Below are 25,388 nucleotides of genomic sequence, written 5' to 3'. Positions count from 1 at the left end.
CCGGACGAGCGGCGGTGGACGGCGGTGAGGGTCCTCGTCGTCGAGGACTTCGAGGTCCTCGCCCGCTCCGTCGGCACCGGGCTGCGCCGCGAGGGGATGGCCGTCGACGTCGTCCTGGACGGGACGGCCGCCCTCGAACGCCTGGCCGTGACCCGCTACGACGTGGTGGTCCTCGACCGCGACCTGCCGGGCGTCCACGGGGACGAGATCTGCCGGCGGCTCGCGCGCGGCCGGTGCGAGACGCGCGTGCTGATGCTCACCGCCTCCGACACGGTCGCGGACCGGGTCGACGGGCTCGGCCTCGGCGCGGACGACTACCTGCCGAAGCCGTTCGCGTTCGCCGAGCTGGTCGCGCGCGTCCGGGCGCTGGCGCGGCGTGCCGTCCCGCCGCTGCCGCCCACGCTGGCGTGCGGGGACATCGCCCTCGATCCGGCGCGCCGTGCCGCGTCCCGGGCCGGGCGGCGGCTGGAGCTGAGCCCGAAGGAGTTCGCGCTGCTCGAATGCCTGCTCGCCGCGCCCGGCCTGGTCATCTCGGCCGAGGAGCTGCTCGAACGCGTGTGGGACGAGGCCGCCGACCCGTTCAGCAGCGCGGTCAAGCACACGGTCCACCGGTTGCGGGCGAAGCTGGGCGACCCGCCCGTGATCGAGACCGTCCGCGAGGGCGGCTACCGCATCGGACCGGCATGACCGCCGGACGGTCGTTGCGGACGCGGCTCGCGCTCGGCTACGCGGCGGGCGTCTACGCCGCCGGGATCTTCGTGCTCGTCCTGGTGCTCGTCCCGCTGACCAGCGTCGACGCGGGCACGCCCGTGGGAGGGCCGCCGTCGCCCGTGACCACCGGGGAAGGGCCCGGGATCGGCCTGACCCGGCTCCTCGCCGGATCGGCCGTGGCTTTGGTCGTGCTGATCCCCGTCGCCCTGGCCCTCGGCTGGTTCGTCGCCGGACGGTTCCTGCGCCCGCTGCGCGCCATCACCGCCGCGGCCCGGGACATCTCCGCCGGGGACCTGCACCGGCGGCTCGACCTCGGCGAGCCCGCGGACGAGCTGACCGAGTTGGGACGGACCCTGGACGACCTGTTCGCGCGCCTGCAAGCGTCGTTCGACGCGCAGCGCCACTTCGTCGCCAACGCCTCGCACGAGCTGCGGACGCCCCTCGCCGGGTTGCGGACCCTCCTCGAAGTGGCCCTCGCCGATCCCGACGCGGACGCCGACGACCTGCGGGCGGCGTGCGAGGAGGCGCTCGCCCTCGGCGGGCACCAGGAACGGCTCGTCCGGGCGCTGCTCGTGCTGGCCACCGGCGAGCGCGGCGTCTCGCGCATGGAGACCTTCGACCTGGGCGAAGTCGTCGAAGGGGTGCTCGCCGCGCGCCGCGACCAGGCGGCGGAGCGGGGCGTCGACCTGGCGGGGGAGACGGCGCGGGCGGTGCTGGCCGGAGATCCGGGGCTGGTCGAGAGCCTCGTCGCGAACCTCGTCGACAACGCGGTCCGCCACAACGGCGCGGGCGGGCACGTGCGGGTCGCCGCCCGGACGTCCGGCGCACACGTGACCCTGACGGTCGTCAACAGCGGGCCGGTCGTGCCGGGCGACCAGATCGAGCGGCTCTTCCAGCCGTTCCAGCGGCTCGCGCCCGATCGGGACGGCCGGCGGGACGGCCACGGGCTCGGCCTCGCGATCGTCGGCGCCGTCGCCCGGGCCCACCGCGCCGCCCTCGACGTCCGCGCCCGTCCCGAGGGCGGGCTGTCGGTCGTCGTGCGGTTCGCGGCGGGCCCGCCCGCGCGTTAGGGCTTGCGGCCCACGCCGCCGGTCATGAACCGCACGTCCACCGTGCTCGCGTCGACCACCGGCTCGTCCGGACGCCACAGCGGCAGCGGCACGAGGCCCGGCGAGAGGATCTCCAGGCCGTCGAAGAACGCCGCGAGTTCCGCGGGGGTTCGCACCCGTCCCGTTCCGAGTTGTTCGAGAAGCTGCTTCTCCAGTGCCACCGATTCGGGGGCGTCGCCGAGGCGGGTGAAGTTCGTGATGAAGAAATACGAACCGCTCGGGACGGCTTCGCGCAGCGTTTCCACGATCTTTCCGGGGCCCTCGTCGTCGGCGAGGTGATGCAGGATTCCGCAGAGCATCACGCACAGCGGCCGGGAGAAATCGATGAGGTCGCGGATCTCCGGGTGTTCGAGCAGGGCCCGCGGGTCGCGGATGTCCGCCGTCACGACCGTCGTGTTCGGGTTGTCGGCCAGGATGGCGCGGCCGTGCGCCAGGACGATCGGGTCGACGTCCACGTAGACGACGCGCGCGGACGGGTCGACCTCGTGGACCACCTCGTGGGTGTTGCGCGCCGTCGGCAGCCCCGACCCCAGGTCGAGGAACTGCGTGATGCCCTCGTCGGCCGCGAGATACCGCACCACCCGATGCAGCATCGCCCGGTTATGGAGGGCGATGTCCCGCAGTTCCGGCATGATCGCCAGGCTGGCCTCGGCGACCGTCCGGTCGACGGCGAAGTTGTCCTTGCCGTTCAGCATCACGTCGTACACGCGGGCGGCGGTCGGGACATCGGTGGGAATGTCCGGGGGCACCTCGGCCATATGTGCCTCATTCAGTTGGAGGTGATCATCTCTCCGGCATCGTAATCCGCCCGTGCCCCGAATCGGGCTCGTTTCGGCGATCACGCGCACCGCGCCGAGGCGGACGTCTCGTCGCCGTCGGGCGCGCGCGGACGCGGCGGGCCCGTGCCGGACGCGGTCCGTGCGCGTCCGGCGACGCGGGGTGATCCGTAACGGTCGCCATTAATAAGCGGCTACTTATTGGCGGCGCGCCAGTAAGTCGCTAAGGTGGCGCCTGCTCCACAGAATCGGCGGGACGGCGAGACGTGCGGAGGAGGTGACGGTCATGGTCACGGCAGGTCTCACGGCACGACTCCGGACGGGGATCGCCGGACGAGTCCGGGGGTTCCTCGGCGAGGTCGGCGAACTGTTCGTCATCGCGCTCGAAGGGCTGCGGCGCACCTGGGACGTGCGCACCTGGGGCTGGGAGTTCGCCGAGCAGTCGTGGTTCCTCGCGCGGGTCACGAGCATCCCGGTGATGCTGGTGTCGCTGCCGCTCGGCGCCACGGTCGCGCTGCAGGTCGGCCAGCTCGCCTCGCAGCTCGGCGCGCAGTCCTCGACCGGCGGTGCGGTCATCGTCGGCCTGGTCCGGGAGGTGGCGCCGATCGCGGCCGCACTGATCATCGCCGGCGCGGGCGGTTCGGCGATGACCGCCGACATGGGTGCCCGCCGGATCCGGGACGAGCTCTCGGCGATGGAATCGATGGCGGTGAACCCCGTGCACCGGCTCGTCACCCCGAGGCTGTGGGCGTCGAGCATGGTGTCGATGCTGCTGGCCTCGCTGGTGATCGTGTCCGGGGCGGCCGGGGGGTTCGTGTTCAACGTGCTCCTCCAGGACGTCACCCCCGGCGCGTACTTCGCGGGGGCGGTGTCGCTGCTGCAGACGTCCGACCTGCTCGTCACGCTGCTGAAGTCGTGGATGTTCGGCCTCATCGCCGCGGCCGTCGCCTGCTACATGGGAATGAACTGCGCGGCCAGCCCCGTCGGGGTGGGACGCGCCGTCAACCGGGCGATCGTGGTCGCCTTCATGCTCGTGTTCGCCCTCAACTACGTGATCTCGACGGTGTACTTCGTCGCGTTCCCGCCCACCCACTGATGGCCGCGCCCCTGCTGTCCATGCGGCAGTCCGAGCGGTTGACGGCGGCCGGGTCCGCGGTGCTGCGGCGCAGCGGCGACCTGGCGCAGTGGCCGGTGTTCATCTACCGGGTGCTGCTGTACTCGGTCCGCGACCTGATCCTGCGCCGCAAGTACGCCAAGACGGTCGCCCGGCACGTCAGCGACATCGTCGTGGGCGCGGGCGCGACGGTCGTCGGCGGCGGCATGATCTTCGTGATCTTCACGATGGCGTTCTTCGTCGGCACCGAGGTCGGGCTGCAGGGCTACACCGGCCTGGAGTCGATCGGCGCGGAGTCGTTCATGGGGCTGGTCGGGTCGTTCGCGAACGTCCGCGAGATCACCCCGGTGATCGCCGCGACGGCGCTGGCGGCGCAGTGCGGGTCGGCGTTCACCGCCGAGCTGGGCGCGATGCGGATCTCCGAGGAGATCGACGCGCTCGAAGTGATGGGCATCGGCTCGTTCGCGTACCTGGTCTGCACCCGCGTGATGGCCGCGCTGATCGCGCTCGTCCCGCTCTACCTGATCGCCCTGTTCGCGAGCTTCTTCTCCACCCGGCTGATCAGCACCCAGTTCTTCGACCTGGCGCCGGGCGTCTACGACTACTACTTCACGCTGTACCTGCCGACGATCGACCTGGTCTACAGCGCGATCAAGGTGGGGGTGTTCGCCTTCGCGGTGATCACGATCCACTGCTACTACGGCTACTACGCGAGCGGCGGCCCGGCCGGGGTCGGGCGGGCGTCCGGACGCGCGATCCGGCTGTCGATCATCACGATCGTCACGCTGAACCTGCTGCTCTCCTACGTCTTCTGGGGCAACGGAGCGACCGTGAGGTTGACCGGATGAACCATGACATTCCACTTCCCCGGGCGCTGCTCATCTCGCTGCTGACGATCGCGCTGACCGCACTCGGCGTCTACGTCCTGGTGACCAAGCCGTACCAGGCCGAGGGCACCCGGCTGGTCGCGGTGTTCGGGCAGGCCGGGCAGGGCCTCGGCGACGGCGCGCCCGTCAAGGTCCGCGGCGTGACGATCGGGTCCGTCGAGTCGATGGAGCTGACCGGCGCCGGACGGGCGCGGCTGACGCTCCGCCTGGACCCGGGGGTCCGCGTGCCGACGACCGTGTCGGCGTCGGTCGAGCCCGCCTCGGCGTTCGGCCCGAAGTTCGTCGAGCTGACCCCCGGGAACGGCGAGCACGACGGCCCGTTCCTGGCGTCCGGTGCGACGATCGAGCGGACGTCCGACCCGCAGGACCTGTCGAACCTGCTCGCGCAGGCCGACGCGACGCTGAGCGCGATCGACCCGACCGAGGTCGCCACGATCGTCCACACCGTGTCGCAGGGCCTGAACGGGCGGGGCGTGCGGCTCGGCGAGACGATCGACCAGGCGGCGGTGCTGGTGAACGTGGCGCACCGCCGCCGCGTCGAGGCGCGCAGGTTCCTCACCGACGCCGCCGGGCTGACCGGGACGCTCGCCGCGTCGGGCACCGGCGACGACCTCGTCGCGATCGGCGGCGACGCCAACACCCTGATCGAGGACACGGCCGCGGGCGGCACCGGACGGCTCGGCGAGTTCGCCGACGAGATCTCCGACCTGTCCGGGTTCGTCTCGCACGGGTTCGGCAAGCGCGGCGGGCAGCTCCGCGAGTCGTTCCGCTCCGCCGAGCGCACCGCCGCCGTCATCTACGCCCAGCTCGGGCTGGTCGGGGACGGTGTCCGCACCGGCAACCAGATCCTCCCGCTCTATGGGGACCTGACCTCGCTGGCGGGTCCCGAGGGCAAGAACTACATCCGCACCCAGGGCCTCCTGCCGACCGACCCGTGCCGGCTGATCGTCGGGATCTGCCCGCAGGGAGGCCGCTGACATGGCCCGCATCCCGAGAATCCGCAGGCCGAAGGGCCGCGCCGCGAAGACGGGCGCGCCGAAGCGTTCGCGGGCCCGCATCGGGCTGGTCGTCCGGCTCGCCGCGTTCGTGACCGTGACCGGGCTGCTCACCGCGTTCATCGGCGCGCAGATCGCCCGGCTGAGCTTCGCCGACGGCTGGACGGTGTCGGCCACGTTCGACGACGCCAGCGGGCTCGCCGTCGGCGACGAGGTCAAGATCGCGGGCGCCCCGGTGGGACGCGTCGAGGAACTGAAGATCGTCGACGGCCGCGCGAAGGTGCGGATGCACGTGAACGAGTCGGTGACCGTGCCGTCCGACAGCGAGGCCGCGATCCGCTGGCGCGACGCGATGGGCAGCCGCGTCGTCTACCTCATCCCCGGGACGAGCCCCGAGCCGATGCGTCCGGGCGCGCACATCACCCGCACCCGGTCGGTCGTCGACGCGGGCGCCCTCATCGACCAGCTCGCCCCGCTGACCGAGAGCATCGACCCGCAGCAGGTCAACACCGTCCTGGTGTCGCTGGCGCAGGCGCTCAACGGCAACGCGGGCGAGATCGACCGGCTGATCGTGAACGTCGACCAGCTGTCGTCGACGATCGCGGCGCGCCGCGCCACGCTCAAGCAGATGCTCGACGACTACGCCACCATCACCGAGATCATCGCGCGCCGCGACGAGCAGATCGGCAAGGCGGTCGACGGGCTGGTGGAGCTGAGCGGCGCGTTCGCCGACAACCGGCGGCTCGTCGACGACGCCATCGTGGAACTCGCGGCGATGGCGCGCACCTCCGACCAGGTGCTCGCGGGCAACAGCGCCGAACTCGCCGCCGTCGTGACGCGGCTGTCCCAGCTGACCGGCGGCGTCCGGCGCAACGTCGGGACGCTCGCGGAGGTGCTCGGCACGGCGACGCCGAAGCTGCAGCACATCTTCGCCGCCACCGACAACGGCACCTACATCGAGGCCGCCATCCCCTGCCTGTCCCTCGCCGTGCCGCCCTGCCCGTACCCGACCCGGCTGCCGGGCGCCCGCGAGACCGGCGCGTCCGGGACGAGCGGGACGAGCGGCGGGACGAAGGGCGGGACGCAGCCCGCGGCGTCGACCGGCGGCCGCGTCCGCATCGACTCCGCGGGTGCGCTGCGGAACCTGCTGGTGGGAGGCGCCTGATGCCGCTCGGCTCGCTGCGCGACCGCAACCGGATCACCGTCGGCCTGGTGTCGTCGTGCACCCTGCTCGCACTGGTCGCCGCCGTCTACCTGATCGGCACCGAGGGCCTGCTCCTCAACCGCTACACCGTCACCGGGGTGTTCGCCGAGACCGGCGGGCTGAAGTCCGGGGACGAGGTGCGGGTCGCCGGGATCCGCGCGGGCGAGGTCACCGCCGTCGAACCGAACTGGGAGAAGGGACGCGTGCTCGTCACCTTCGAGGTCGACGCGGAGGTCGACCTCGGGCCCGCGACCCGCGCGGACGTCGAGGTCGCGAGCGTCCTCGGCGGCCGCTACCTGCGGCTGTCCGGCCCGGTCACCACGCCGCACCTGGCGGACCTGTCGGACGAGCGGCGCCGCGTCCCCCTCGACCGGACCGGGACGCCCGCCACCATCAACGACGTGCTGAACAAGTCGACCGAGACCATCACCCGGCTCGACACGAAGTCCATCGACCGGATCCTCACGGAACTGAACGGGGTGAGCTCGGACGACCGGGGCCGGCTCAGCCGGACCCTCACCAACCTCGCCGACCTGGCCCGGACCGTCAACGAGTCCGAACTGCAGATCGAGAAGCTCCTCACCAACGGCGACCGCGTCCTCGAACTCGCCCGCACGAAGGAGAAGCAGCTGTCCGCACTGCTCAGCAACGTGCGGCTCATGCTGGACGAACTCCAGCGGCGCAAGACCGAACTGGCGACGTTCCTCGGCAGCGGCGGACGCACGGTCTCGTCCCTCACGAAACTGATCGACCAGCAGCAGAAGAAACTCGAAACCGTCATGGCCGACCTGCAGAAGACGCTCGGCACCCTGCGCCCCCGCACCGGCGACTTCAACGAGCTGCTCGCCTGGGCGGGCCCGACCCTCAGCGGACTGTCCGGGGTCGGCGGGCGCGGCCCCTGGCTCGACGTCGTCGCCACCGGCCTCGGCCCCCTGTCCCCGAAGGACCTGGGCGACCTGGTCGGGCGACTGCCCGAGACGCCCGCGAACGGAGGACGGTGATGAGACGTCTCGTCGCGGCCGCCGCCGCGCTCGTCCTGACGGGCGCCACCGGCGGCTGCGCCCTCGCCCCCGGCGACGGCACCTACCGGCTCACCGTGTACTTCGCCAAGACGACCTCCCTGTACGAGCAGTCCCGCGTGCGGATCATGGGCGCGGACGCCGGGAGCGTCGTCGGCATCACGACCGAGGAGAACAGGGTCAAGGTCGAGCTGGAGATCGACGAGGCGGTCCCGGTCCGCCGCGACGCCCGCGCCGCGATCGCGTCCGCGAACGCGCTCGGCGAACGCTTCGTCGTCCTGTCCCCGCCGTGGCAGCCGGGCGCGCCCAAGGCGCCGTCCGGCATGGTGATCCCGCAGGAACGCACGAAGCTGCCCGTCGAGATCGACGACGCGCTCGCCGCGTTCGCCCGGCTCAACAAGTCCATCGACCCGAAGCAGCTCGGGGACGCCGTCGGCCGCGCGCCCACGACCTGCGCGGACGCGGCGGCGACATCAACGACGCGCTGCGCGGCACCGCCGACCTGACCGAGAACCTCGCCGCGCAGGACGAGCGGATCGTGTCCCTCGCGGGCGGGCTCCGCACCCTCGCCGCCGAACTCAACGAGCGCGACAAGCGCCTCGGCGAGCTCATCGACTCGTTCGGCACGGTCAGCCACGACCTCACCGTGGAACGCGCGCGGCTCACGCAGTTCATCCAGGGGCTCGCCGCCGCGATCCGGGAGAGCCGCGTCCTCGTCACCGCCTACAAGGAGACGCTGCCCAGCACCGTCTCCGACCTGTCGAACATCGTGCTGTCGCTGAAGGCCAACGCGGGCTCGCTCAACCAGGCCATCGACGCGCTCGGCACGTTCGCCGACGTCGCCGTCGAAGGCTGGGACAAGAAGAACCACGTCGCGACGATCCGCGTCGTCGTCCAGGGCAGCGTCCGCGCGTGGCTCCAGCCGCTGTTCGACGCGATGGGCTGGGGGACCGTCCCGTGCTTGGAGGGGCAGCCCGCGCTCGGGAACTGCACGGAGGGGCCGCGATGATCACCCGAGTCGTGCTGGCGGTCGCCCTGCTGCTGGGCGCGAGCGGCTGCACCCTGCAGACGATCGGCGCCCCCACCGGCGACATGCGGCTGACCGCGAAGTTCGACGACGTGCAGAGCCTCGTCGTCGGCCACAGCGTGCAGATCTCCGACATCCGCGTCGGCACCGTCGTCGGGATCGAGCTGTCCGGGCACCAGGCCGAGGTCACGATGTCCCTCAAGGACGAGGTCCGGGTGCCCGTCGGCACCACGGCGGCGATCGCCAAGACGTCCCTGCTCGGCGAGAACTACGTGAAGCTGCAGCCGCCCGGCGAGCTGAGCGCCGGGCCGTACCTCGCGTCCGGCGCGGCGATCGGCAAGACGTCCGTCCAGCCGGACCTCGAACAGATCAGCGCGCGGCTCGGCCCGCTCCTCGCCGCGCTCGGCGGCCAGGAGATCTCCACGATCAGCCGCGAGTCGGCGGCCGCCCTCGGCGGCCGGGGCGAACGGCTCAACACCCTCATCAAGCGGGCCGCCGAGGTGTCGGACTCCTACGCCGCCGCCAGTACCGAACTCGGACGCGCCATGGACGACCTCGCCGAGCTCGGGCACTCGCTCCGCGCGGGCAGCGAGACCATCGACGACCTCCCCGGCAATATTCAGCTCGCCACCGAACGCCTGCAGAACGACCGGGCGCAGGTGAAGAAGGCCGTCCAGGAACTGACGAAGCTCGGCGAATCGGTCAACGCCAACGTGCAGTCGCGGCACGCCGCGCGCCTCGCCGCGCTGCTCAAGCGGGCCGACGGCCTGCTCGCCGCCGCCGTCCGGGGCGGCGAGGACCTGAAGGCGCTCGCCAACGCCGTGGTGAAGTTCCTGAACGGGCCGTCCGTCTCGCACAGCGGCCAGGCGCTCCTGTTCCTGTGGCTCAAGGGGTTCCTCCCGCAGCCCGGCACCACCGCCCGGACCGAGCAGCGGCAGCCGTGGAACCTGATGGGACCCCGCCCGTGAAACAGCCCCGGATCGTCATCAACCTCGTGTTCTTCGCCGTGCTCGGCGTCGTCCTCGCCGTCTGGGCCGTCAGCAGCATCATCACGATCGACGCGCTCGAACGGCCGTACCACGTGACCGTCCAGTTCCAGACGTCCCCGGGCCTGCGCCCCGACCAGGAGGTCACGCACCTCGGCGTCCACGTCGGGACGGTCGGCGGCGTCGAACTCCGCGACGGCCACGTCGACGTCCGGCTCGACCTAGACCGCGGGACGGACGTCCCGGCGGGCGCGGGCGCGCGCGTCCTGCGCAAGTCCGCGATCGGGGAGCCGTACATCGAGCTGACGCCGCCGTCCCGTCCGGGGGACGAATCGCTGGCGGAGGGCGACCGGATCCCGGTGAGCCGCACCGAGGCGACCGTCGACTACCAGCAGCTCTTCCGCGGGCTCAACGAGACGCTGCGGGCCGTCGACCCCCGCGACGCGCAGACCCTCGTGCACGAGGCGGCCACCGGCCTGGAGGGCCGCGGCGGCTCCATCAACTCGATCATCGGCGACTCGCACCAGCTCACCAAGACCCTCGCGGCCGACGCCGGAACCCTCGACGCCCTCGCCGTCGAACTCACCCGGCTCACCTCCACCCTCACGAACCACCGGCGGTCGCTCGCGTCCGGCGCGAACGACCTCGCGGCCGTCACCGCGACGATCCGGCAGAACCGCGAGCACCTGGAGACCGTCCTCGACGACGGCCCCGGCGCCCTCGCGGAGATCAACGACCTCCTGCAGAGGTCGCGGCCCGGCCTCGGGTGCCTGCTGACCGCCGCCGCCATGCCGTCCGAACCCCTCATGACGTCGGCGAACTCGGCGAAGATCCGGCACGTCCTGGAGATGGTCCCGACCCTGAAGGCCCTCGTCACCGACATCACCGCCCGCGACGCCACGGGCCCGTACCTGCGCGTCACCCCGGTCGTCACCGTCGCCGGAAGCGACGCCGCCACCGAGTACGCGACCCGCGCCCCCGTCCGAAGGCCGCCGAACTGACCCTGTGCGCCGCACAGAACGCCTCGTCCAAGGACAAGGACGAGGACGCGGACGCAGACGGGGGCGGGGGCGACGGTGGCGGACGCGCGGCGCCGTCCGGGCCCGGGACGCAGCCGACGCCCGGCGCGGACCCCGCGATGTCGTCGCGTCCGGTGAACGCCGGCGACGAGGCGTCCGACGGCGGGCTCCCCCTGTGGCCACCGGCGCTGGCCGCGCTCGTCCTGCTGGCCGCCGCCGCCCGCACCGTGTGGACCATGCGGTTCCGCAAGCAGAAATGACCGGAAGGAGGAACCGATGCCAGCCGACGTCGAGACCGCCGAGGCGGACGACCGGACCGAAGCCGACCCCGAGGCCGTGAAGACCGCGAAGACCGAGGACGTCGAGAAGCCGGACACCGAGCCCGAGCCCGAGACGTCCGCGAAGGACGAGACGGGCGAGGCGCCTGCGGAGGACGCGAAGTCGGCGAAGGCCGAGACGTCCGCCGAGGCGGACGCGCCCGGGGAGGGCGAAGAGCTCGCGGACTCCGAGAAGCTCGCGAAGAGCGAGAAAGCCGCGACGGCCGACGCCGAGGGGCGCGCGCGGCGGCGGGGGTTGCTCGTTCGTGCGGCGGTCGCCGTGGTCCTGGTCGCGGCGGTCGTGACGGCCGGGTTGCAGTGGTACCGGGCGGATCAGGCCGCGCAGGAGGAAGCGGCGCGGAGCGCGGTGAAGGAGCAGGCGGGCGAGTTCGGGCAGGCGCTGCTCAGCTACGACCACGAGCATCTGCAGGACGCCCGGAACCGGGTGCTGTCGCTCGCGTCGGAGGACTTCGCCAAGACCTACGACGTCGCGTTCACGGGCGGGCTCGAAGGCGTCATCACCAAGCTCAAGGCGGACGCGTCCGCGACCGTGCGGGCCGTCTACCTCGGGGACGTCGACGAGTCGACCGCGCGGGCGATCGTGGTGATGGACTCGGAGGTGCGCAGCTCGGCGGGCACCCGGCGGGTGCTGGGCTCGCACCTGGACATGCGGCTGACGCTCAAGGACGGGCAGTGGCGCGTGACCGAGGTGACCTCGATCGGCGCCGCGCAGGAGACCATGACCGACCCCGACGGGAAGCAGCAGGGCGACGGCGGCGGGGCGGCCGTGCCCACGCCGGGGGCGTCGCCCGACGAGTGACCGCGCGGACGGGCCGTGGCCCCGGCGGGCGCCCGCCGGGGCCTACGGTGCGGTGGATCAGGGCTGGGAGAAGGTGTACGAGGCGGTGACGGTGGCGGAGGACGGGCAGAGGAAGCCGCTCGTCTTCTGGACGGTCTGCTCGGTGAACGTGGCGGTGACCGGGAAGGTCTCGCCGCCGGAGTAGGACCCGGTCAGGTTGCCGCCGAAGGTGCAGCCGATCGCGCTCATCGAGAAGCCGCTGAAGGTCGCGACGCCGTTGCTGAGGCTGCTTCCCACGGCAGGTCCTCCGGCGTGACGGTGACGCCGCAGCCGCCGACGGAGCGTCGGTGACCGAGAGCTGGCCGTCCGCGGTGACGGTGCCGGAGAGCACGGACTCGGTGCACGAGGCGGGGATGCCCGCGTCGATGACCATGGTGCCGTCGAGGGTGGCGGTGAAGGTGCCGGCCGGCCAGGCCAGCGCGGGGGTGGCGGTCATGGCGACGGTGAGGGCGGCCGCGGCGGTCGTGGAGATGGCCGCGGCTTTCAGGCTGATGCGGGACAAGGGGTGTCCTCATTTCGGGAACGTGGGCGTCGCGCCTGCACCCGGAGGAAAAGGGGGTGGGAGTCCTCGGTCCGGTGGCTCGCCCGTCCCTGGCCGGGGGAGCGGGGAAGGCACGGCGTACCGGGGACCATCGGCCGGAGAGTCCCGTCTCCATCGACACGAGTCTCCGACCGTGTTACTAGAACGCGTTCTATTGACACCATAGGCAACGGCCGGGGGGCGGTCAACGCCCGAAATGTGCCTATGTTGACAGCTTTCTTTGGCAGCAATACAAGTGTCGTTGCTGTGACTGGAGTGAGGAAAGTGGCGAGAATTCCTTGAAAGGCGGGCGTGACGCCGCCGGGCGTGCCGCGCTGATCACCTTCGATCTCCCGGAAGGTGCTCCGGCCGCGTTTTGAGAACGTGTTTCAGGTCCGCGCCCGCCGTCGCCGTCTCCGACCACGACGGGACGGGACGGGACGGCGCGCGTCCCGTCCCGTCCCGTCGGCGGCGGAGCGGGCGTCAGGTCTTGACCGCGTCGGACGGCTCCTCCTGCGGGCCCGCCTTGAAGTACGAGCGGGTCTCGCGCCAGACGAGCGGGCTCAGGATCAGCAGGCCCACGAGGTTGGGCAGTGCCATCAGCCCGTTCATCACGTCCGAGAAGGTCCACACCACGGTGATCGTGGAGACCGAACCGACGTAGATCATCGCGATGAACGCCAGCCGGTACGGCAGCACGGCATTGCGGCCGAACAGGTACTCCATGCAGCGCTCGCCGTAGTACGACCAGCCGAGCAGGGTCGAGAACGCGAAGAACAGGATGCCGAACGTCACGATGACGCTGCCCCACTCGCCGGGGAGCCCCTCGTCGAAGGCGTACGCGGTGAAGGTGCCCGCGTCGTCCTCGCCGCCGGTCTTCCACGCGTCCGTCACGATGATCGCCAGTGCGGTGAAGCTGACGACGACGAGGGTGTCGATGAAGGTCTGGGTCATCGACACGAGCGCCTGCCGCACCGGGTGGGTGGTCTTGGCGGCCGCCGCGGCGATGCCGCCGGTGCCGAGCCCGGACTCGTTGGAGAAGATGCCGCGCGCGACGCCGTACCGGATGGCGGCGGCCATGCCCGCGCCCGCGAACCCGCCGGCGGCGGACGTGCCGGTGAAGGCGTCGGTGAAGATCAGGCCGAGCGCGCCGGGCAGTTCGCCGAGGTTGAAGGCCAGGACGCCCGCCGCGCCCAGGATGTAGAAGACGATCATGATCGGGACGAACGCGCTGGTGATCCGGCCGAGGGTCTTGATGCCGCCGAGGATCACCGCGGCGGCCAGCAGCGTGATGCTCGCCCCGGTGATCCAGGTGTCCCAGCCCCATTCGGCATGGACGTTGGTGGTGACGGCGTTGGCCTGGACCATGTTGCCGATGCCGAACGACGCGAAAACGCCCGCGATGGCGAAGAACCCGCCGAGGAACCAGCCGAGGCGGCCCCCGATCCCCTCGCGCAGGTAGTGCATGGGGCCGCCGCTCTGCTCGCCCGCGGCGTCCTTGCGCCGGAACCGCACCCCGAGGAACGCCTCGCTGTACTTGGTCGCCATGCCGACCAGGCCGGTGCACCACATCCAGAACACCGCGCCGGGCCCGCCGAGGGCGATGGCGGTGGCGACGCCGGCGATGTTGCCGACGCCGACGGTCGCGGCCAGCGCCGTCGTCAGGGCCTGGTAGTGGGCGATGTCGCCCTCGCTGTCGTCGCCGTCGCTGCGTTTGACGAACGCGAGCCAGAAGGCGAGCTTGAAGTGCCGGAACTGCACGCCGCGCAGCAGGATCGTGAGATACAGGCCGGTGAGCAGCAGCAGCGGGATGAGCAGCCACGGACCCCAGACGAAGCCGCTCGCACCGTCCAGGAAATCTTCGACAGGCTTCATCGAATCACCGCGCTCCGTGAGATGTCGGTTACTTGCCGCTCGGAACGTAACGCGCATTCACGGCTTTGTGAAGATCACCCGCTGTGACCTCGGACAACGCCGGACGGACGGGCGCGCGCGCGCGGCGCGCGCGGCGCGCGCGGCGCGCGTCAGGGGAGGCGGCGCCGCGATGTAGCGCACCGGGGTCCGGCCCGGGTGGACGACGAGTTCGGTGCCGGGCTCGCCGTCGCGCAGCGTCGTCTCGATGGCGGCGGCGACCTCGTCGGCGGTGAGCATCGGGACGCCCGCGGCCCGGAACCGGTCCCGCGCGCCCGCCGTCAGCGGGGTGTCGACGAGCCCGGGGCAGACGGCGGAGAGCCGGATCCCCTCACGCGACAGCGGCCCGGACAGGGCGCGGACCAGGCCGATGACCGCGTGCTTGGTCATGGTGTAGATCGGGTCCTGCTCGACGCCGTGCAGGGCGGCGAGCGACGCGGTGACGACGATCGAGCCGCCGCCGCCCCGGCGCATCGCCGGGAGCGCGGCCCGCAGGCCGTAGGTGACGGAGTGCTGGTTCACGCCGACGACCGCCTGGTAGCGGTCGAGGTCGAGTGACGCCGGGTCCTTGTCGGGGGAGTTGCGCCCGGCGTTGAGGACGAGCAGGTCGAGCCGGTCGCCCGCCTGCGCGACCGCCCGCATCGACAGGTCGGGGTCGGTCAGGTCGCCCACCAGCGCGGTCCCGCCGATGGAGGCGGCCACGTCCGTCACCTTCGGGTCGCGGTCGACGAGCACGCACCGGGCCCCGGACGCCGCCAGCCGCCTGGCCGTCGCCTCGCCGATGCCGCCCGCCGCGCCCGTGATGATCGCCGTTTCGCTCATGCCGGGAAGCGTACCTACTTACCTGTAGGTAGGGATATAGGCCGATACGGTTCCCTCCGTGGAGATCGCATGACGCGCGGCAGGCGCGAGGAGATCGTGGACGTCGCGCTCGGCATGTTCGCCGAACGCGGCTACCGCGGGGCCTCCCTCGACGCGATCGCGGCGAAGGTGGGGCTGACCAGGCAGGGAGTCCTGCACTACTTCCCGAGCAAGAAGAAGCTGCTCGTCGAGATCCTGCGGCGCCGGGAGGAGTTGAACCGCGAGCACCTGCTCGCCGGGCACGCCGACGAGGACTGGCCCGCCCAGATGGCCGAGGTGGTCGCGCACGATCACGAGCACCCCGGGCTCGCGCAGGTCTACAGCGTCCTGATGGCCGAGAGCGTCACCGAGGGGCATCCGGCGCAGGAGTACTTCCGCGACCACTACGCGAAGGTCCGCGAGCGCATGGTCCGCAGCTTCGCCGAGCGGTGGGGCGACCGGCTGCCGAGCGGGCTCACCCCGCGCGCGGCGGCGACGGCGCTGCTGGCGCTGCTGGACGGCATGCAGCAGCAGTGGCTCCTCGACCGGGAGCAGGCCGACCATCCGGAGATCATCGAGGACGTCCTGACGGTCCTCTTCGGCGTCCGCCGCTGACCGGCACCGCACCGGGACGGCTCCGGCACGGCACCCGCACGGCACCCGCACGGCCTGCGGACCCGTCGCGAGAACTCCGGTTCCGTCCTTATCGATTCCTACTCTTGACTGATTCAAGAAACTGGGACAGTCTTTCCGGCGTGGCGACGGCCTTGGACTTCCAGCAGCTGCTGCGCGGTGCCGCCCTGCGCGTGACCCGTCCCCGGACGGCCGTGCTGGGCGCGGTGCAGAAGCACCCGCACGCGGACACCGACACGATCATCGGTGCCGTGCGCAGCCGTCTCCCGAAGGTCTCCCACCAGGCCGTGTACGACTCGTTGCACGCACTGACCGCGGCCGGTCTGGTCCGCCGGATCCAGCCGTCCGGTTCCGTGGCGCGCTACGAGTTGCGGGTCGGGGACAACCACCACCACCTCGTGTGCCGGGCATGCGGCGCCATCGCCGACGTCGACTGCGCCGTCGGCGACGCACCGTGCCTGACCGCGCCGGACGACCGCGGCTACTCCTCGATCGACGAGGCCGAGGTCGTCTTCTGGGGGCTGTGCCCCGACTGCTCCGTCACCGAGAGTTCCTGAACCCACCCCCTTGAAACCGGAAGGAATGACATGGCCGACAACAACGCTCCCGAAGCCGCGGCAGGCGAGGGCGGCTGCCCCGTCGTGCACACCCGTGCCTCCCACCCCACCCAGGGCGGCGGGAACCGCGGCTGGTGGCCGGACCGGCTCAACCTGAAGCTGCTCGCCAAGAACCCGCCGGTGACCAACCCCCTCGGTGCGGACTTCGACTACGCCGAGGCGTTCAACAGCCTCGACCTTCCCGCCGTGAAGCAGGACATCGCGGACGTCCTCACGGACTCGCAGGACTGGTGGCCCGCCGACTTCGGCAACTACGGGCCGCTGATCATCCGGATGGCGTGGCACAGCGCCGGGACCTACCGCGTCAGCGACGGCCGGGGCGGCGCCGGTGCGGGCCAGCAGCGCTTCGCGCCGCTCAACAGCTGGCCGGACAACGCGAGCCTCGACAAGGCCCGGCGGGTGCTGTGGCCGGTCAAGAAGAAATACGGCCGGAAGATCTCCTGGGCCGACCTGATGATCCTCGCCGGGAACGTCGCCCTGGAGACGATGGGCCTCAAGACGTTCGGTTTCGCCGGTGGCCGCGAGGACGCGTGGGAAGCCGAGGAGGACGTCTTCTGGGGGCCGGAGACCGGCTGGCTGGACGACGAGCGCTACAGCGGCGAACGCGACCTGGAGAAGCCCCTCGCGGCGGTGCAGATGGGCCTCATCTACGTCAACCCGGAGGGCCCGAACGGCAACCCGGACCCGATCGCGGCGGCCCGCGACATCCGCGAGACGTTCGGCCGGATGGCGATGAACGACGAGGAGACCGTCGCCCTCATCGCCGGTGGCCACACCTTCGGCAAGACGCACGGCGCCTCCCCGGACGACGCCGCCATCGGCCCCGAGCCCGAGGGCGCCCCGCTCGAAGAGCAGGGCCTCGGCTGGAAGAGCACGCACGGCAGCGGCAAGGGCCGCGACTCCCACACCAGCGGCCTGGAGGTCACCTGGACGCCCACCCCGACCAAGTGGGACAACAGCTTCTGGGACGTCCTCTTCGGCTACGAGTGGGAGCTGACGAAGAGCCCGGCCGGGGCGAACCAGTGGCAGCCGAAGGACGGCGCGGGCGCCGACACCGTGCCCGACCCCGAGGACGGCACGCTGAACCGCCGGCCGATGATGCTGACGACCGACCTCTCGCTGCGCTTCGACCCGATCTACGAGCCGATCTCGCGGCGCTTCAAGGACAACCCGGACGAGTTCGCGGACGCGTTCGCCCGCGCCTGGTTCAAGCTGACGCACCGCGACATGGGCCCGGCCGTCCGCTACCTCGGCCCCGAGGCCCCGACCGAGACGCTGGTCTGGCAGGACCCCGTCCCGGCGGTGGACCACGAGCTCGTGGACGCCGGCGACGTCGCCGCCCTCAAGGCCCGGATCCTCGACTCCGGCCTGTCGATCTCGCAGCTGGTCGCGACCGCGTGGGCGTCGGCGGCGTCGTTCCGCGGCAGCGACAAGCGCGGCGGCGCCAACGGCGCCCGCATCCGGCTGGAGCCGCAGCGCAGCTGGGAGGTCAACGACCCCGACCAGCTCGCGGGCGTGCTGCGCACCCTGGAGGGGATCCAGGAGGCGTTCAACGCCGAGCAGTCCGGCGGCAAGCGGATCTCCATCGCCGACGTGATCGTGCTCGGCGGCTGCGCGGCCGTCGAGGCCGCCGCCAAGGCCGGCGGGCACGACATCGAGGTGCCCTTCACCCCGGGACGCACCGACGCGTCGCAGGAGCAGACCGACGTCGAGTCGTTCGAGGTGATGGAGCCGACGCACGACGGGTTCCGCAACTACCTGCAGAAGGGCAACCTGCTGCCGGGCGAGTTCCTCCTCATCGACCGGGCGAACCTGCTCACCCTGAGCACGCCCGAGATGACGGTCCTCGTCGGCGGCCTGCGCGTCCTGAACGTGAACCACCGGCAGGAGTCCCTGGGCGTCCTCACCGACGCCCCCGGGACGCTCACGAACGACTTCTTCGTGAACCTGCTCGACATGGGCACGGTGTGGAAGCCGACGGACGAGACGTCCGAGACGTTCGAGGGCGCCGACGCGAAGGGCAACGCCCGGTGGACCGGCTCCCGGGCCGACCTCGTCTTCGGCTCGAACGCCGAACTCCGGGCGGTCGCGGAGGTCTACGCGAGCGATGACGCCAAGGAGAAGTTCGTCCGCGACTTCGTCGCCGCGTGGGACAAGGTCATGAACCTCGACCGGTTCGACCTGGCCTGATCCGAGAAGATCCGGGCCGGTCCGCATGGGCCGGCCCGGATCCCCGGGTTCGTCAGGTGGCCGCTCGGGGCACCGGGTCTGTCAGGCGGCGGCCTGGCACTTCGGGCAAAGGCCCCAGAATGTGACATCCGCCTCGTCGATCAGGTACCCGGCATCGTCCACCGGGTCGAGGCACGGCGGGTGCCCCACGGCGCAGTCGACGTCCTTGACCGCGCCGCACTTGCGGCACACCAGGTGATGGTGGTTGTCGCCGACCCGTCCCTCGAACCGCGCCGGGCTTCCGGCGGGTTCGATGCGGCGGACGAGCCCGGCCGCGGTGAGCGCGTGCAGCGCCTCGTAGACGGCCTGGAGGCTGATGTGGCCCACGCGGTCACGGACCCCCGAGGCGATCGCCTCGACCCCGAGGTGATCACCCGTCCGGACGGTCTCGAGCAGCGCGACGCGGGCCGCCGTGACCCGCAGGCCGACCCCGCGCAGCTCCTGGGCGGGGTTCCGGCTCTGGGACGCGGTCATGACGCCAACCTAACTTCACAAATGCGAACGATTCAAGATAACGAACGGTACGGGCCGGGCGGCCCGACTAGTAAAGCTACCCGCCCGCGTCAACGACCGACCCACCCCCCGGTCTTCCGGGGCCGGTACCGCTTCGGAAGCTTGAGCCCGCGATCGGCCATCACCGCGCGCAGCCGGTCGGGATAGTCCGTGATGATGCCGTCCACCCCGTCGTCGATGAGCTTGTTCATGGTCGCCGCGTCGTCGACCGTCCACGGCACCACCTTGATCCCCAGCCGGTGCGCCCGCTCCACCATCGCCTCGGTCACGTACGGCCGGTAGCCGGGGTCGGTGACCTTCCCGTTCTGCGGGAAGCCGTGCACCGGCGAGAACGCGGTCGCGCCGAACGACGCGACCGCCGCCAGCGGGTCGCCGCCGAAGTCGTCGATGTCGAGGCCGCCCAGCCACGGCGACCGTCCCGGCCGTCCCGTCTGCAGGAAGTCGAAGTTCGTGAGCGCCACCAGCTCCAGCCGCGGTTCGACCTCGCGCATCCGCATCAGCGCGCCCCAGTCGAAGCTCTGGATCGTCACCTGCCGCAGCATCCGCGCGCGGCGCACCTCGCGCGCCGTGATCCGCACGAACTGCTCGCGCGGCGCCGTCTCGTCCGGCGCCCCCGCCTCGACCTTCGTCTCGATGTTGAGCTTCACGCCGTAGGCCCGGTACCGGTGGACGAGATCGAACACCTCCCCGAGCAGCGGCATCCGCGCGCCGGGGACGGGCCGCTGGCCGGGGTGTTCGGCGAGCGTCAGCGTCCCGCAGTCCAGCGTCCGCACCTGCCGCAGCGTCAGATCCTTGACGTATTTGCCGACGTACGGGAACTCGGGGTCGCCGGGGGAGGCGGGCCCGGTGTCCCGGCACTTCTTCCCGCTGACCCGCCGGTCGTGGGTGACGACCGCCCGCCGGTCCTCGGTGATCTGCACGTCCAGTTCCAGGGTGGTGACCCCGAGTTCCAGGGCGTTCGCGAACGCCGCCGTCGTGCTCTCCACGACCAGCCCGAGCCCGCCCCGGTGGGCTTGCAGGTCGAACCGTCCGCCGTGCTTCCGCTCCGCCTCGGCCGGAGCGGCGATCCCGCCCGCCAGCACGACCGCCGCACACCCCGCCGCGCAGCCCGCCGCGGCCCTGTGCCACATCCTCATGAGCGCTCTTCCTTCCGCCGCGGCGACGCGCCGCGGCGGCCACCACCCTCGAAGGCGGCCGCTGCGCCCGTCCGTGCACGAAATGACGGACGCGTGATCACCGGCTGAACAAGCGGCGTTCATGGTCGTTGCTGGTTACGGGCACAATGTCCGGTGGATGTCCTACTTGTGCCACGACGGCCCCATCCGGGCGTGATCAAGGTAGAAGAGTTCAGGGACACATCACTCACCACCACCGCGGGCGTGAACATGGACGCTGAGACAGAAGAGGTTCCGGTAGTGCCTGGACGGATCATGAGCCTCCGAACCAAGCTGCCCAGGACGCAGGACGGGCCTCCGACGTCGGTGTTCGTCCTCGGCACCCTGTTCTCGGGGTCGACGCTGATCGGGCGCGACATGACGACCCGCATCGAGAAGGCCCACTACGTGGGCGAGCTGAACAACTTCACCCAGCTTCCCGGGTTCAGCCACCAGAACGGCGGGCTGATCTGCGGCCCCTGCTCCCTGCTCGGCAAGGAGTGCCGCCACTTCACGCGGAAGCTCCGCGAGCGCGTGACGTACGAGGACATCTTCGGCATGCACACGGAGTTCGCGCGGACGCTCGGCGCCTCGGCGATCCTCGACGGGAGCAAGTACGTCGCGTGGCTGCGGCGGGCCATCGCGCAGCGGAACGCCGACCCGGCGCTGCGGCGCGTCCCGATCAACGTGATCCTCACCGTGCGGAACCCGATCGCCTACGCGATCAGCCACCGCGACCGGACGGGCGAACCGCTGTGGCAGGGGGCCGCCGTCTGGCGGGACACCTACGTCGACGCGCTCCGGACGGTGAACACGCACGGGCTCCCGCACATGGTGGTGCGCTACGAGGGGTACATGGCGCGCCCGGAGCGGCATCTCGAACGGCTGGCCGCGTTCCTCCACCTGCCGCTGCGGGACGAGCCGGACAACGGCCGGATCCACGACGCCGGGGGCAACTGGAGCTCCTTCGTGCCCTATGTCGGCAAGGAGCAGTTGAACGCGCACATCGAGAGCCTCAACGGCCCGGCGCGGGCGGAGGCGGAGAAGTTCGTGGAGATGGCCCGCCCGTACTGGAACAACGAGAAGCCCAAGGCGGACACCCGCTGGCACCGCAGCCTCAACCCCGGTGAGGTCAACACGATCATGGGCGTCTTCGGGCTCTCCGACATCGCGAGCCTCGTCGGTTACAACGTCGCCGATCTCGCCCAGCGGGCGCTGAGGCCGAAGCAGCCGCCCGCGGAGCAGAAACCCGCCTGATCGCCGCGCCCGCCCGTCCACGGTATTGCAAATGAGTCGCATTTGCGGTTTAGATGCATTGAGTGGACGTCGGTGAAGGGGTGGTGTGCGGCGTGTCCAGCGCTCCCACGCGTCGTGGGTTCCTCGGGATGGCGGGGGCGGCCGGGGCCGTACTGCTGACCTCCTGCTCGTCCGGCGGCGGGGCGGGGTCGGGCACGCCCGTCCGGGGCGGCACGCTGCGGGTCGCGTTCCCCGGCGCGGGCGCGAAGGAGACGATGGACCCGCACGCGCAGCGGGCGTTCGTCGACATCGCCCGGCACAAGGCGGTCTTCGACAAGCTGGTCGACTTCGACGAGACGCTGCGGCCGGTGCCGCGCCTCGCGGAGCGGTGGGAGAGCAACGACGACGCGACCGTGTGGCGTTTCCACCTGCGTTCCGCGACGTTCCACGACGGGCACGCGCTGGACGCCGACGACGTCCTCTACAGCCTCGCGCGCATCCTCGACCCGAAGGCCGTCGACCGGCGGGCGCGGATCTCGCTGTCGGACATCGACCTCAAGCGGTCCCGGGCGGCGGACAAACAAATCGTGGAGCTCGCGCTCGCGCGGCCGAACGCCGAACTGCCCTCGCTGCTGGCGATGACCGGCACCGCCGTCGTGCGGCGCGGCTTCACCGACCCGTCCGAGCCGGTCGGGACGGGACCGTTCCGCTTCCGCTCGTTCACGGCGGGCCGCTCGTTCGCCGCCGTCCGGTTCGACGACCACTGGGAGGGCGCCGCCCACGTGGACGAGCTGCGCATCCTCTCCGCCGAGACGGAGGCGCGCGGCAACGCCGTCCGGGCGGGGGAGATCGAGTACGCGCACGAGATGTCGGCCACGTTCGCGCGGGTCGTCGAGCGGAGCCGGGACGTGCGGATCGTCGCGACCCCGCGCGCCGGCGCGCTCGGCATCGCGATGAAGACCGACCGGCCGCCGTTCGACGACCCGGACGCGGCGCTGGCCGTGAAGCTGCTGGCCGACCGCGAGCGGCTGGTGGAGGTGGTCACCGGGGGCCGGGGCGCCGTCGGCAACGACATGTACGGCCTCGGCTACCACTTCTACCCCGCGGGCGTGCCGCAGCGCGGACGGGACGTCGCCGAGGCCCGCGCGCTCCTGCGAAAGACGGGCCTGCTGAACAAGGAGGTGACGTTCTACACCTCGACCGTCGCCGACGGGTTCGTCGACACCGCGAACCTGTTCGCCGAGCAGGCGGGCGAGGCCGGGCTCCGAGTGAAGATTGTCAACGGGCCGCCCGAGACGTACTACACCGACCAGCTGCGGACCGGGATGCTCGGCAACCACCGCTGCGGGGCGATGCCGATCCCCACCTACATCAGCGACCGGCTGCTGACCGACTCCAAGCAGAACGCGTCGGCGTGGAAGCACGCGGACTTCGACGACGCGTTCAAGGAGGCGCAGTCGACCGTGGACGAGGGGGAGCGCGGGCGGCTGTACGGCGCCCTGCAGAAACGCGTCCACGATGACGGCGGCCTGCTGATCTGGGGCGTCCCCGACTGGCTGAACGCGGTGTCGTCCCGCCTGCACGGGGTGGTTCCGGCCCCGCCCAACTCGGTGGACTGGGCGCGGTTCGACCGGGTGTGGCTGGCCTGACCGGTGCCGCGTCACGCCGCCCGGCGGGTGCTGCTCGCCGCCGTCCAGCTCGCGCTGCTGGCCGTGCTGATCTTCCTGCTGACCGAGCTGCTGCCCGGCGACGCCGCCGCGGCGAGGGCCAATGAGCAGATGGGCCTGGAGGAGGTCGCCGACCTGCGGGAACGGCTCGGGCTCGACCGTCCGCCGGTCGAGCGGTTCGCCGACTGGGCGGGCGGGCTGGCGTCCGGCGACCTCGGCGTCTCGCTCGTCGGCGGCACCCCGGTGCGCGAGATCGTCACCGGTTCGCTGGCCGCGACCGCGCTGCTGGCCGCCGTCACCGCCGTGCTGCTGGTCCCGCTGGCGATGCTGCTCGGCCTGACGATGGGGCTGCGCGCGGGCGGACGCCTCGACCGCGCGATCACCGCGGTCACGCTGGCGCTCAACGCGATCCCCGACTTCGTGCTCGCGATGGCGCTGGTCGCGGTGTTCTCGCTGCGGCTCGGGTGGCTGCCGTCGACGTGGCTGGGCGCGGACGGCGCGGACCTGCTGCACCGGCCCGCCCTGCTCGTGCTCCCCGTCGCGGTGCTGCTCGCCCGTACCGTCTGCACGCTGTCCCGGCAGATCAGGGCCGGGACGATCGCGGCGCTGGAGTCCGAGTACGTCGCGCAGGCGCGGCGGCTGGGCGTGCCGCGGACGCGGCTCGTGCTCCGGCACGTGCTGCCGAACGCGGCCGTCCCGGGCGTCCAGGAACTCGCGCGGACCGGCGACCGGCTCCTCGGCGGGGTGCTGATCGTCGAGGCGGTCTTCGCGATCCCCGGCACCGCCACCGCGCTGATCGAGGCAGTGCAGGGCCGCGACGTCCCGACCGTCCAGGCGCTGACGCTGCTGCTCGCGGCGGTGGCGCTGGCGTTCAACGTCGCCGCCGACCTGGTCTCGCAGCGGCTGGCGCCGCGTTCGGAGGTGCTGCGATGACGAACGGGCGGGTGCGTCCGGCGACGCTCGCGGCCGGCCTGCTGCTGGCCGTGCCCGTCCTCGTCGCGGTCCTCGGGCCGCTGGTGGCGCCCGCCGTCACCCCCGAAGACGGCGCCCCCTACGTGCTCGGCGACGGCCACCCGCTCGGCACCGACGGGACCGGACGGGACGTGCTCGGCCTGCTCCTGCGCGGCGGTGCGAGCGCCCTCGGCGTCGCGTGCGGCGCCGTCGCGCTCGCCTACCTGCTGGGCGCGCCGCTCGGGCTCGCCGCCGCGACGACCCGGCACCGCTGGATCGACGAGCTGCTGATGCGTCCGGTGGAGCTCCTCCTGCCGATCCCGTCCCTGCTGGTCATCGGCGTGGTCGGGGTGGGGCGGCCGGGCAGTCCGGCGGCGATCGCGCTCGCGGTCGCGGCGATCGGCGTGCCCGCGGTGGCGCGGCTCGTCCGGGCGGCGGCGCTGGACGCGGCGTCCGGGCCGGTCGCCGAGGCGATGCTGCTGCAGGGCGAGTCGCGGGCCCGGATCCTGTTCGGCTACGTCGGCCGGACCGTGCTGCCGGTCGCCGCCGCCGACATCGGCACCCGCGTCCCGCTCGCCGTCTTCACTGTCGCCGCCGCCAACTTCCTCGGCCTCGGCCTCGACCCCGCCTCCCCCGACTGGGGCGTGACGATCGCGGCGGGCCGCGAGGCGCTGCTCGTCCAGCCGTGGGCGGTGTGCGCGCCCGCCGCGATGCTGGTCATGTTCACGGTCGGGCTCAACCTCCTGTCTGACCGGCTCGTCGGACGGGAGACCGCACGGTGATCATCGAGGTGCGCGGGCTGACGGCCCGCACCGGCGCGTCCGAGATCCTGCGCGGCGTCGACCTCGACGTCCCGGCGGGCGGCGTCACCGCGCTCGTCGGGCCGTCCGGCAGCGGCAAGACGACCACCGCGCTCGCCCTGCTCGGCGAGGCCGCGCCGGGCGTGGAGCTGCGCGGCGAGGTGCGCCGCGCGGGCGTCCCGGTGGTGGACGAGCGCGGCCCCACCCCCGCGGCGGCGGGGCTGCGCGGCGGGACCGTCGCCTACCTGCCCCAACATCCGGGCGCGCGCTCAACCCGCCACGCCGCACCGGCGC

General features: G+C 72.1%; 26 protein-coding genes and 1 pseudogene. 21 read left to right on the top strand and 6 right to left on the bottom strand.

All coding sequences use genetic code 11. The features are described from left to right. Positions 1–24 precede the first annotated feature (24 nt). Positions 25–687, top strand: a complete 663-nt coding sequence (locus BJF79_RS45820; protein WP_075906927.1) for a response regulator transcription factor — start codon at positions 25–27, stop codon at positions 685–687. After that, the gene (locus BJF79_RS45815) at positions 684–1,781 is read left to right on the top strand and encodes a sensor histidine kinase (protein WP_075906926.1); all 1,098 of its coding nucleotides are present in this window, start codon (positions 684–686) and stop codon (positions 1,779–1,781) included. Before BJF79_RS45820 ends, BJF79_RS45815 begins: the two co-directional genes overlap by 4 nt. On the opposite strand, the gene BJF79_RS45810 is transcribed toward BJF79_RS45815, so the two are convergent. Continuing rightward, positions 1,778–2,578, bottom strand: a complete 801-nt coding sequence (locus BJF79_RS45810) for an SAM-dependent methyltransferase (RefSeq protein WP_075906925.1) — start codon at positions 2,576–2,578, stop codon at positions 1,778–1,780. The genes BJF79_RS45815 and BJF79_RS45810 overlap by 4 nt on opposite strands. A gap of 304 nt (positions 2,579–2,882) precedes the next feature. Here BJF79_RS45810 and BJF79_RS45805 point away from each other — a divergent pair, with 304 nt between their 5' ends. From BJF79_RS45805 to BJF79_RS45760, 11 genes are all read left to right on the top strand, one after another. After that, the gene (locus tag BJF79_RS45805) at positions 2,883–3,692 is read left to right on the top strand and encodes an MlaE family ABC transporter permease (protein ID WP_083734746.1); all 810 of its coding nucleotides are present in this window, start codon (positions 2,883–2,885) and stop codon (positions 3,690–3,692) included. After that, complete coding sequence (locus tag BJF79_RS45800; RefSeq protein WP_262403550.1) at positions 3,692–4,558, top strand: ABC transporter permease; 867 nt, start codon at positions 3,692–3,694, stop codon at positions 4,556–4,558. The genes BJF79_RS45805 and BJF79_RS45800 overlap by 1 nt, the downstream gene beginning before the upstream one ends. Further along, positions 4,555–5,574, top strand: a complete 1,020-nt coding sequence (locus BJF79_RS45795) for an MlaD family protein (RefSeq protein ID WP_075906924.1) — start codon at positions 4,555–4,557, stop codon at positions 5,572–5,574. Before BJF79_RS45800 ends, BJF79_RS45795 begins: the two co-directional genes overlap by 4 nt. Position 5,575: 1 nt before the next feature. Further along, on the top strand, positions 5,576–6,757 hold the full coding sequence (locus BJF79_RS45790; RefSeq protein ID WP_075906923.1) for an MCE family protein: 1,182 nt from the start codon (positions 5,576–5,578) through the stop codon (positions 6,755–6,757). Beyond that, positions 6,757–7,797, top strand: a complete 1,041-nt coding sequence (locus BJF79_RS45785; RefSeq protein ID WP_075906922.1) for an MlaD family protein — start codon at positions 6,757–6,759, stop codon at positions 7,795–7,797. The genes BJF79_RS45790 and BJF79_RS45785 overlap by 1 nt, the downstream gene beginning before the upstream one ends. Continuing rightward, a complete protein-coding gene (locus BJF79_RS45780; protein WP_075906921.1) occupies positions 7,797–8,321 on the top strand; it encodes an MlaD family protein in 525 nt (174 codons plus the stop codon). The genes BJF79_RS45785 and BJF79_RS45780 overlap by 1 nt, the downstream gene beginning before the upstream one ends. A 32-nt stretch (positions 8,322–8,353) precedes the next feature. Further along, entirely contained in the window at positions 8,354–8,824 is a 471-nt protein-coding gene (locus BJF79_RS45775; RefSeq protein ID WP_075906920.1) for a hypothetical protein, read from the top strand. Then, positions 8,821–9,810: an MlaD family protein gene (locus tag BJF79_RS45770; RefSeq protein WP_075906919.1), complete on the top strand. Its 990-nt coding sequence runs from the start codon at positions 8,821–8,823 to the stop codon at positions 9,808–9,810. The genes BJF79_RS45775 and BJF79_RS45770 overlap by 4 nt, the downstream gene beginning before the upstream one ends. Next, positions 9,807–10,829 carry an MCE family protein gene (locus tag BJF79_RS45765; protein ID WP_075906918.1) on the top strand — a complete coding sequence of 341 codons (1,023 nt, stop codon included), beginning with the start codon at positions 9,807–9,809 and terminating at the stop codon, positions 10,827–10,829. Before BJF79_RS45770 ends, BJF79_RS45765 begins: the two co-directional genes overlap by 4 nt. A 137-nt stretch (positions 10,830–10,966) precedes the next feature. Next, positions 10,967–11,107 (top strand): hypothetical protein, encoded by a 141-nt coding sequence (locus BJF79_RS64660; RefSeq protein ID WP_262403549.1) that lies wholly within the window; start codon positions 10,967–10,969, stop codon positions 11,105–11,107. Between the two features lie 16 nt (positions 11,108–11,123). Next, positions 11,124–11,984 (top strand): hypothetical protein, encoded by an 861-nt coding sequence (locus BJF79_RS45760; protein WP_075906917.1) that lies wholly within the window; start codon positions 11,124–11,126, stop codon positions 11,982–11,984. A gap of 57 nt (positions 11,985–12,041) precedes the next feature. On the opposite strand, the gene BJF79_RS45755 is transcribed toward BJF79_RS45760, so the two are convergent. The 3 genes from BJF79_RS45755 to BJF79_RS45745 all read right to left on the bottom strand — a co-directional run bounded on the left by BJF79_RS45755 (position 12,042) and on the right by BJF79_RS45745 (position 15,276). Further along, positions 12,042–12,260 carry a hypothetical protein gene (locus BJF79_RS45755; RefSeq protein ID WP_075906916.1) on the bottom strand — a complete coding sequence of 73 codons (219 nt, stop codon included), beginning with the start codon at positions 12,258–12,260 and terminating at the stop codon, positions 12,042–12,044. A gap of 766 nt (positions 12,261–13,026) precedes the next feature. After that, the gene (locus BJF79_RS45750) at positions 13,027–14,418 is read right to left on the bottom strand and encodes an alanine/glycine:cation symporter family protein (protein WP_075906915.1); all 1,392 of its coding nucleotides are present in this window, start codon (positions 14,416–14,418) and stop codon (positions 13,027–13,029) included. A gap of 57 nt (positions 14,419–14,475) precedes the next feature. Further along, entirely contained in the window at positions 14,476–15,276 is an 801-nt protein-coding gene (locus BJF79_RS45745) for an SDR family oxidoreductase (protein ID WP_083734742.1), read from the bottom strand. 69 nt (positions 15,277–15,345) lie between these two features. Between BJF79_RS45745 and BJF79_RS45740 the strand changes: the two genes are divergently transcribed. The 3 genes from BJF79_RS45740 to katG all read left to right on the top strand — a co-directional run bounded on the left by BJF79_RS45740 (position 15,346) and on the right by katG (position 18,734). After that, the gene (locus tag BJF79_RS45740; RefSeq protein WP_075906914.1) at positions 15,346–15,909 is read left to right on the top strand and encodes a TetR/AcrR family transcriptional regulator; all 564 of its coding nucleotides are present in this window, start codon (positions 15,346–15,348) and stop codon (positions 15,907–15,909) included. A gap of 140 nt (positions 15,910–16,049) precedes the next feature. After that, positions 16,050–16,484, top strand: coding sequence for a Fur family transcriptional regulator (locus BJF79_RS45735; RefSeq protein ID WP_075906913.1), 435 nt, complete (start codon positions 16,050–16,052; stop codon positions 16,482–16,484). A 30-nt stretch (positions 16,485–16,514) separates the two neighbouring features. Further along, complete coding sequence (katG, locus tag BJF79_RS45730; protein ID WP_075906912.1) at positions 16,515–18,734, top strand: catalase/peroxidase HPI; 2,220 nt, start codon at positions 16,515–16,517, stop codon at positions 18,732–18,734. An 81-nt stretch (positions 18,735–18,815) separates the two neighbouring features. Here katG and BJF79_RS45725 read toward each other — a convergent pair whose 3' ends face one another. Both BJF79_RS45725 and BJF79_RS45720 read right to left on the bottom strand, forming a co-directional pair. Next, a complete protein-coding gene (locus BJF79_RS45725; RefSeq protein ID WP_075906911.1) occupies positions 18,816–19,247 on the bottom strand; it encodes a Fur family transcriptional regulator in 432 nt (143 codons plus the stop codon). Positions 19,248–19,336: 89 nt separating this feature from the next. Further along, the gene (locus BJF79_RS45720; RefSeq protein WP_075906910.1) at positions 19,337–20,422 is read right to left on the bottom strand and encodes a glycerophosphodiester phosphodiesterase family protein; all 1,086 of its coding nucleotides are present in this window, start codon (positions 20,420–20,422) and stop codon (positions 19,337–19,339) included. A gap of 294 nt (positions 20,423–20,716) precedes the next feature. Here BJF79_RS45720 and BJF79_RS45715 point away from each other — a divergent pair, with 294 nt between their 5' ends. The 5 genes and pseudogenes from BJF79_RS45715 to BJF79_RS64655 all read left to right on the top strand — a co-directional run. Beyond that, positions 20,717–21,697, top strand: a complete 981-nt coding sequence (locus tag BJF79_RS45715) for a hypothetical protein (RefSeq protein ID WP_075906909.1) — start codon at positions 20,717–20,719, stop codon at positions 21,695–21,697. Between the two features lie 92 nt (positions 21,698–21,789). Continuing rightward, positions 21,790–23,325 carry an ABC transporter substrate-binding protein gene (locus BJF79_RS45710; RefSeq protein ID WP_262403548.1) on the top strand — a complete coding sequence of 512 codons (1,536 nt, stop codon included), beginning with the start codon at positions 21,790–21,792 and terminating at the stop codon, positions 23,323–23,325. Between the two features lie 3 nt (positions 23,326–23,328). Further along, positions 23,329–24,276 (top strand): ABC transporter permease, encoded by a 948-nt coding sequence (locus BJF79_RS45705; RefSeq protein ID WP_075906907.1) that lies wholly within the window; start codon positions 23,329–23,331, stop codon positions 24,274–24,276. Beyond that, on the top strand, positions 24,273–25,076 hold the full coding sequence (locus tag BJF79_RS45700; RefSeq protein WP_075906906.1) for an ABC transporter permease: 804 nt from the start codon (positions 24,273–24,275) through the stop codon (positions 25,074–25,076). The genes BJF79_RS45705 and BJF79_RS45700 overlap by 4 nt, the downstream gene beginning before the upstream one ends. Beyond that, positions 25,073–25,300: pseudogene (locus BJF79_RS64655) on the top strand (ATP-binding cassette domain-containing protein); the annotation flags it as partial. The gene BJF79_RS45700 and the pseudogene BJF79_RS64655, both read left to right, overlap by 4 nt. Between the last annotated feature and the right edge of the window lie 88 nt (positions 25,301–25,388).

It is taken from the genome of Actinomadura sp. CNU-125, assembly GCF_001942465.1.
Classification (GTDB): Bacteria; Actinomycetota; Actinomycetes; order Streptosporangiales; family Streptosporangiaceae; genus Spirillospora.
This window is presented reverse-complemented; position numbering and strand designations above follow the sequence as displayed.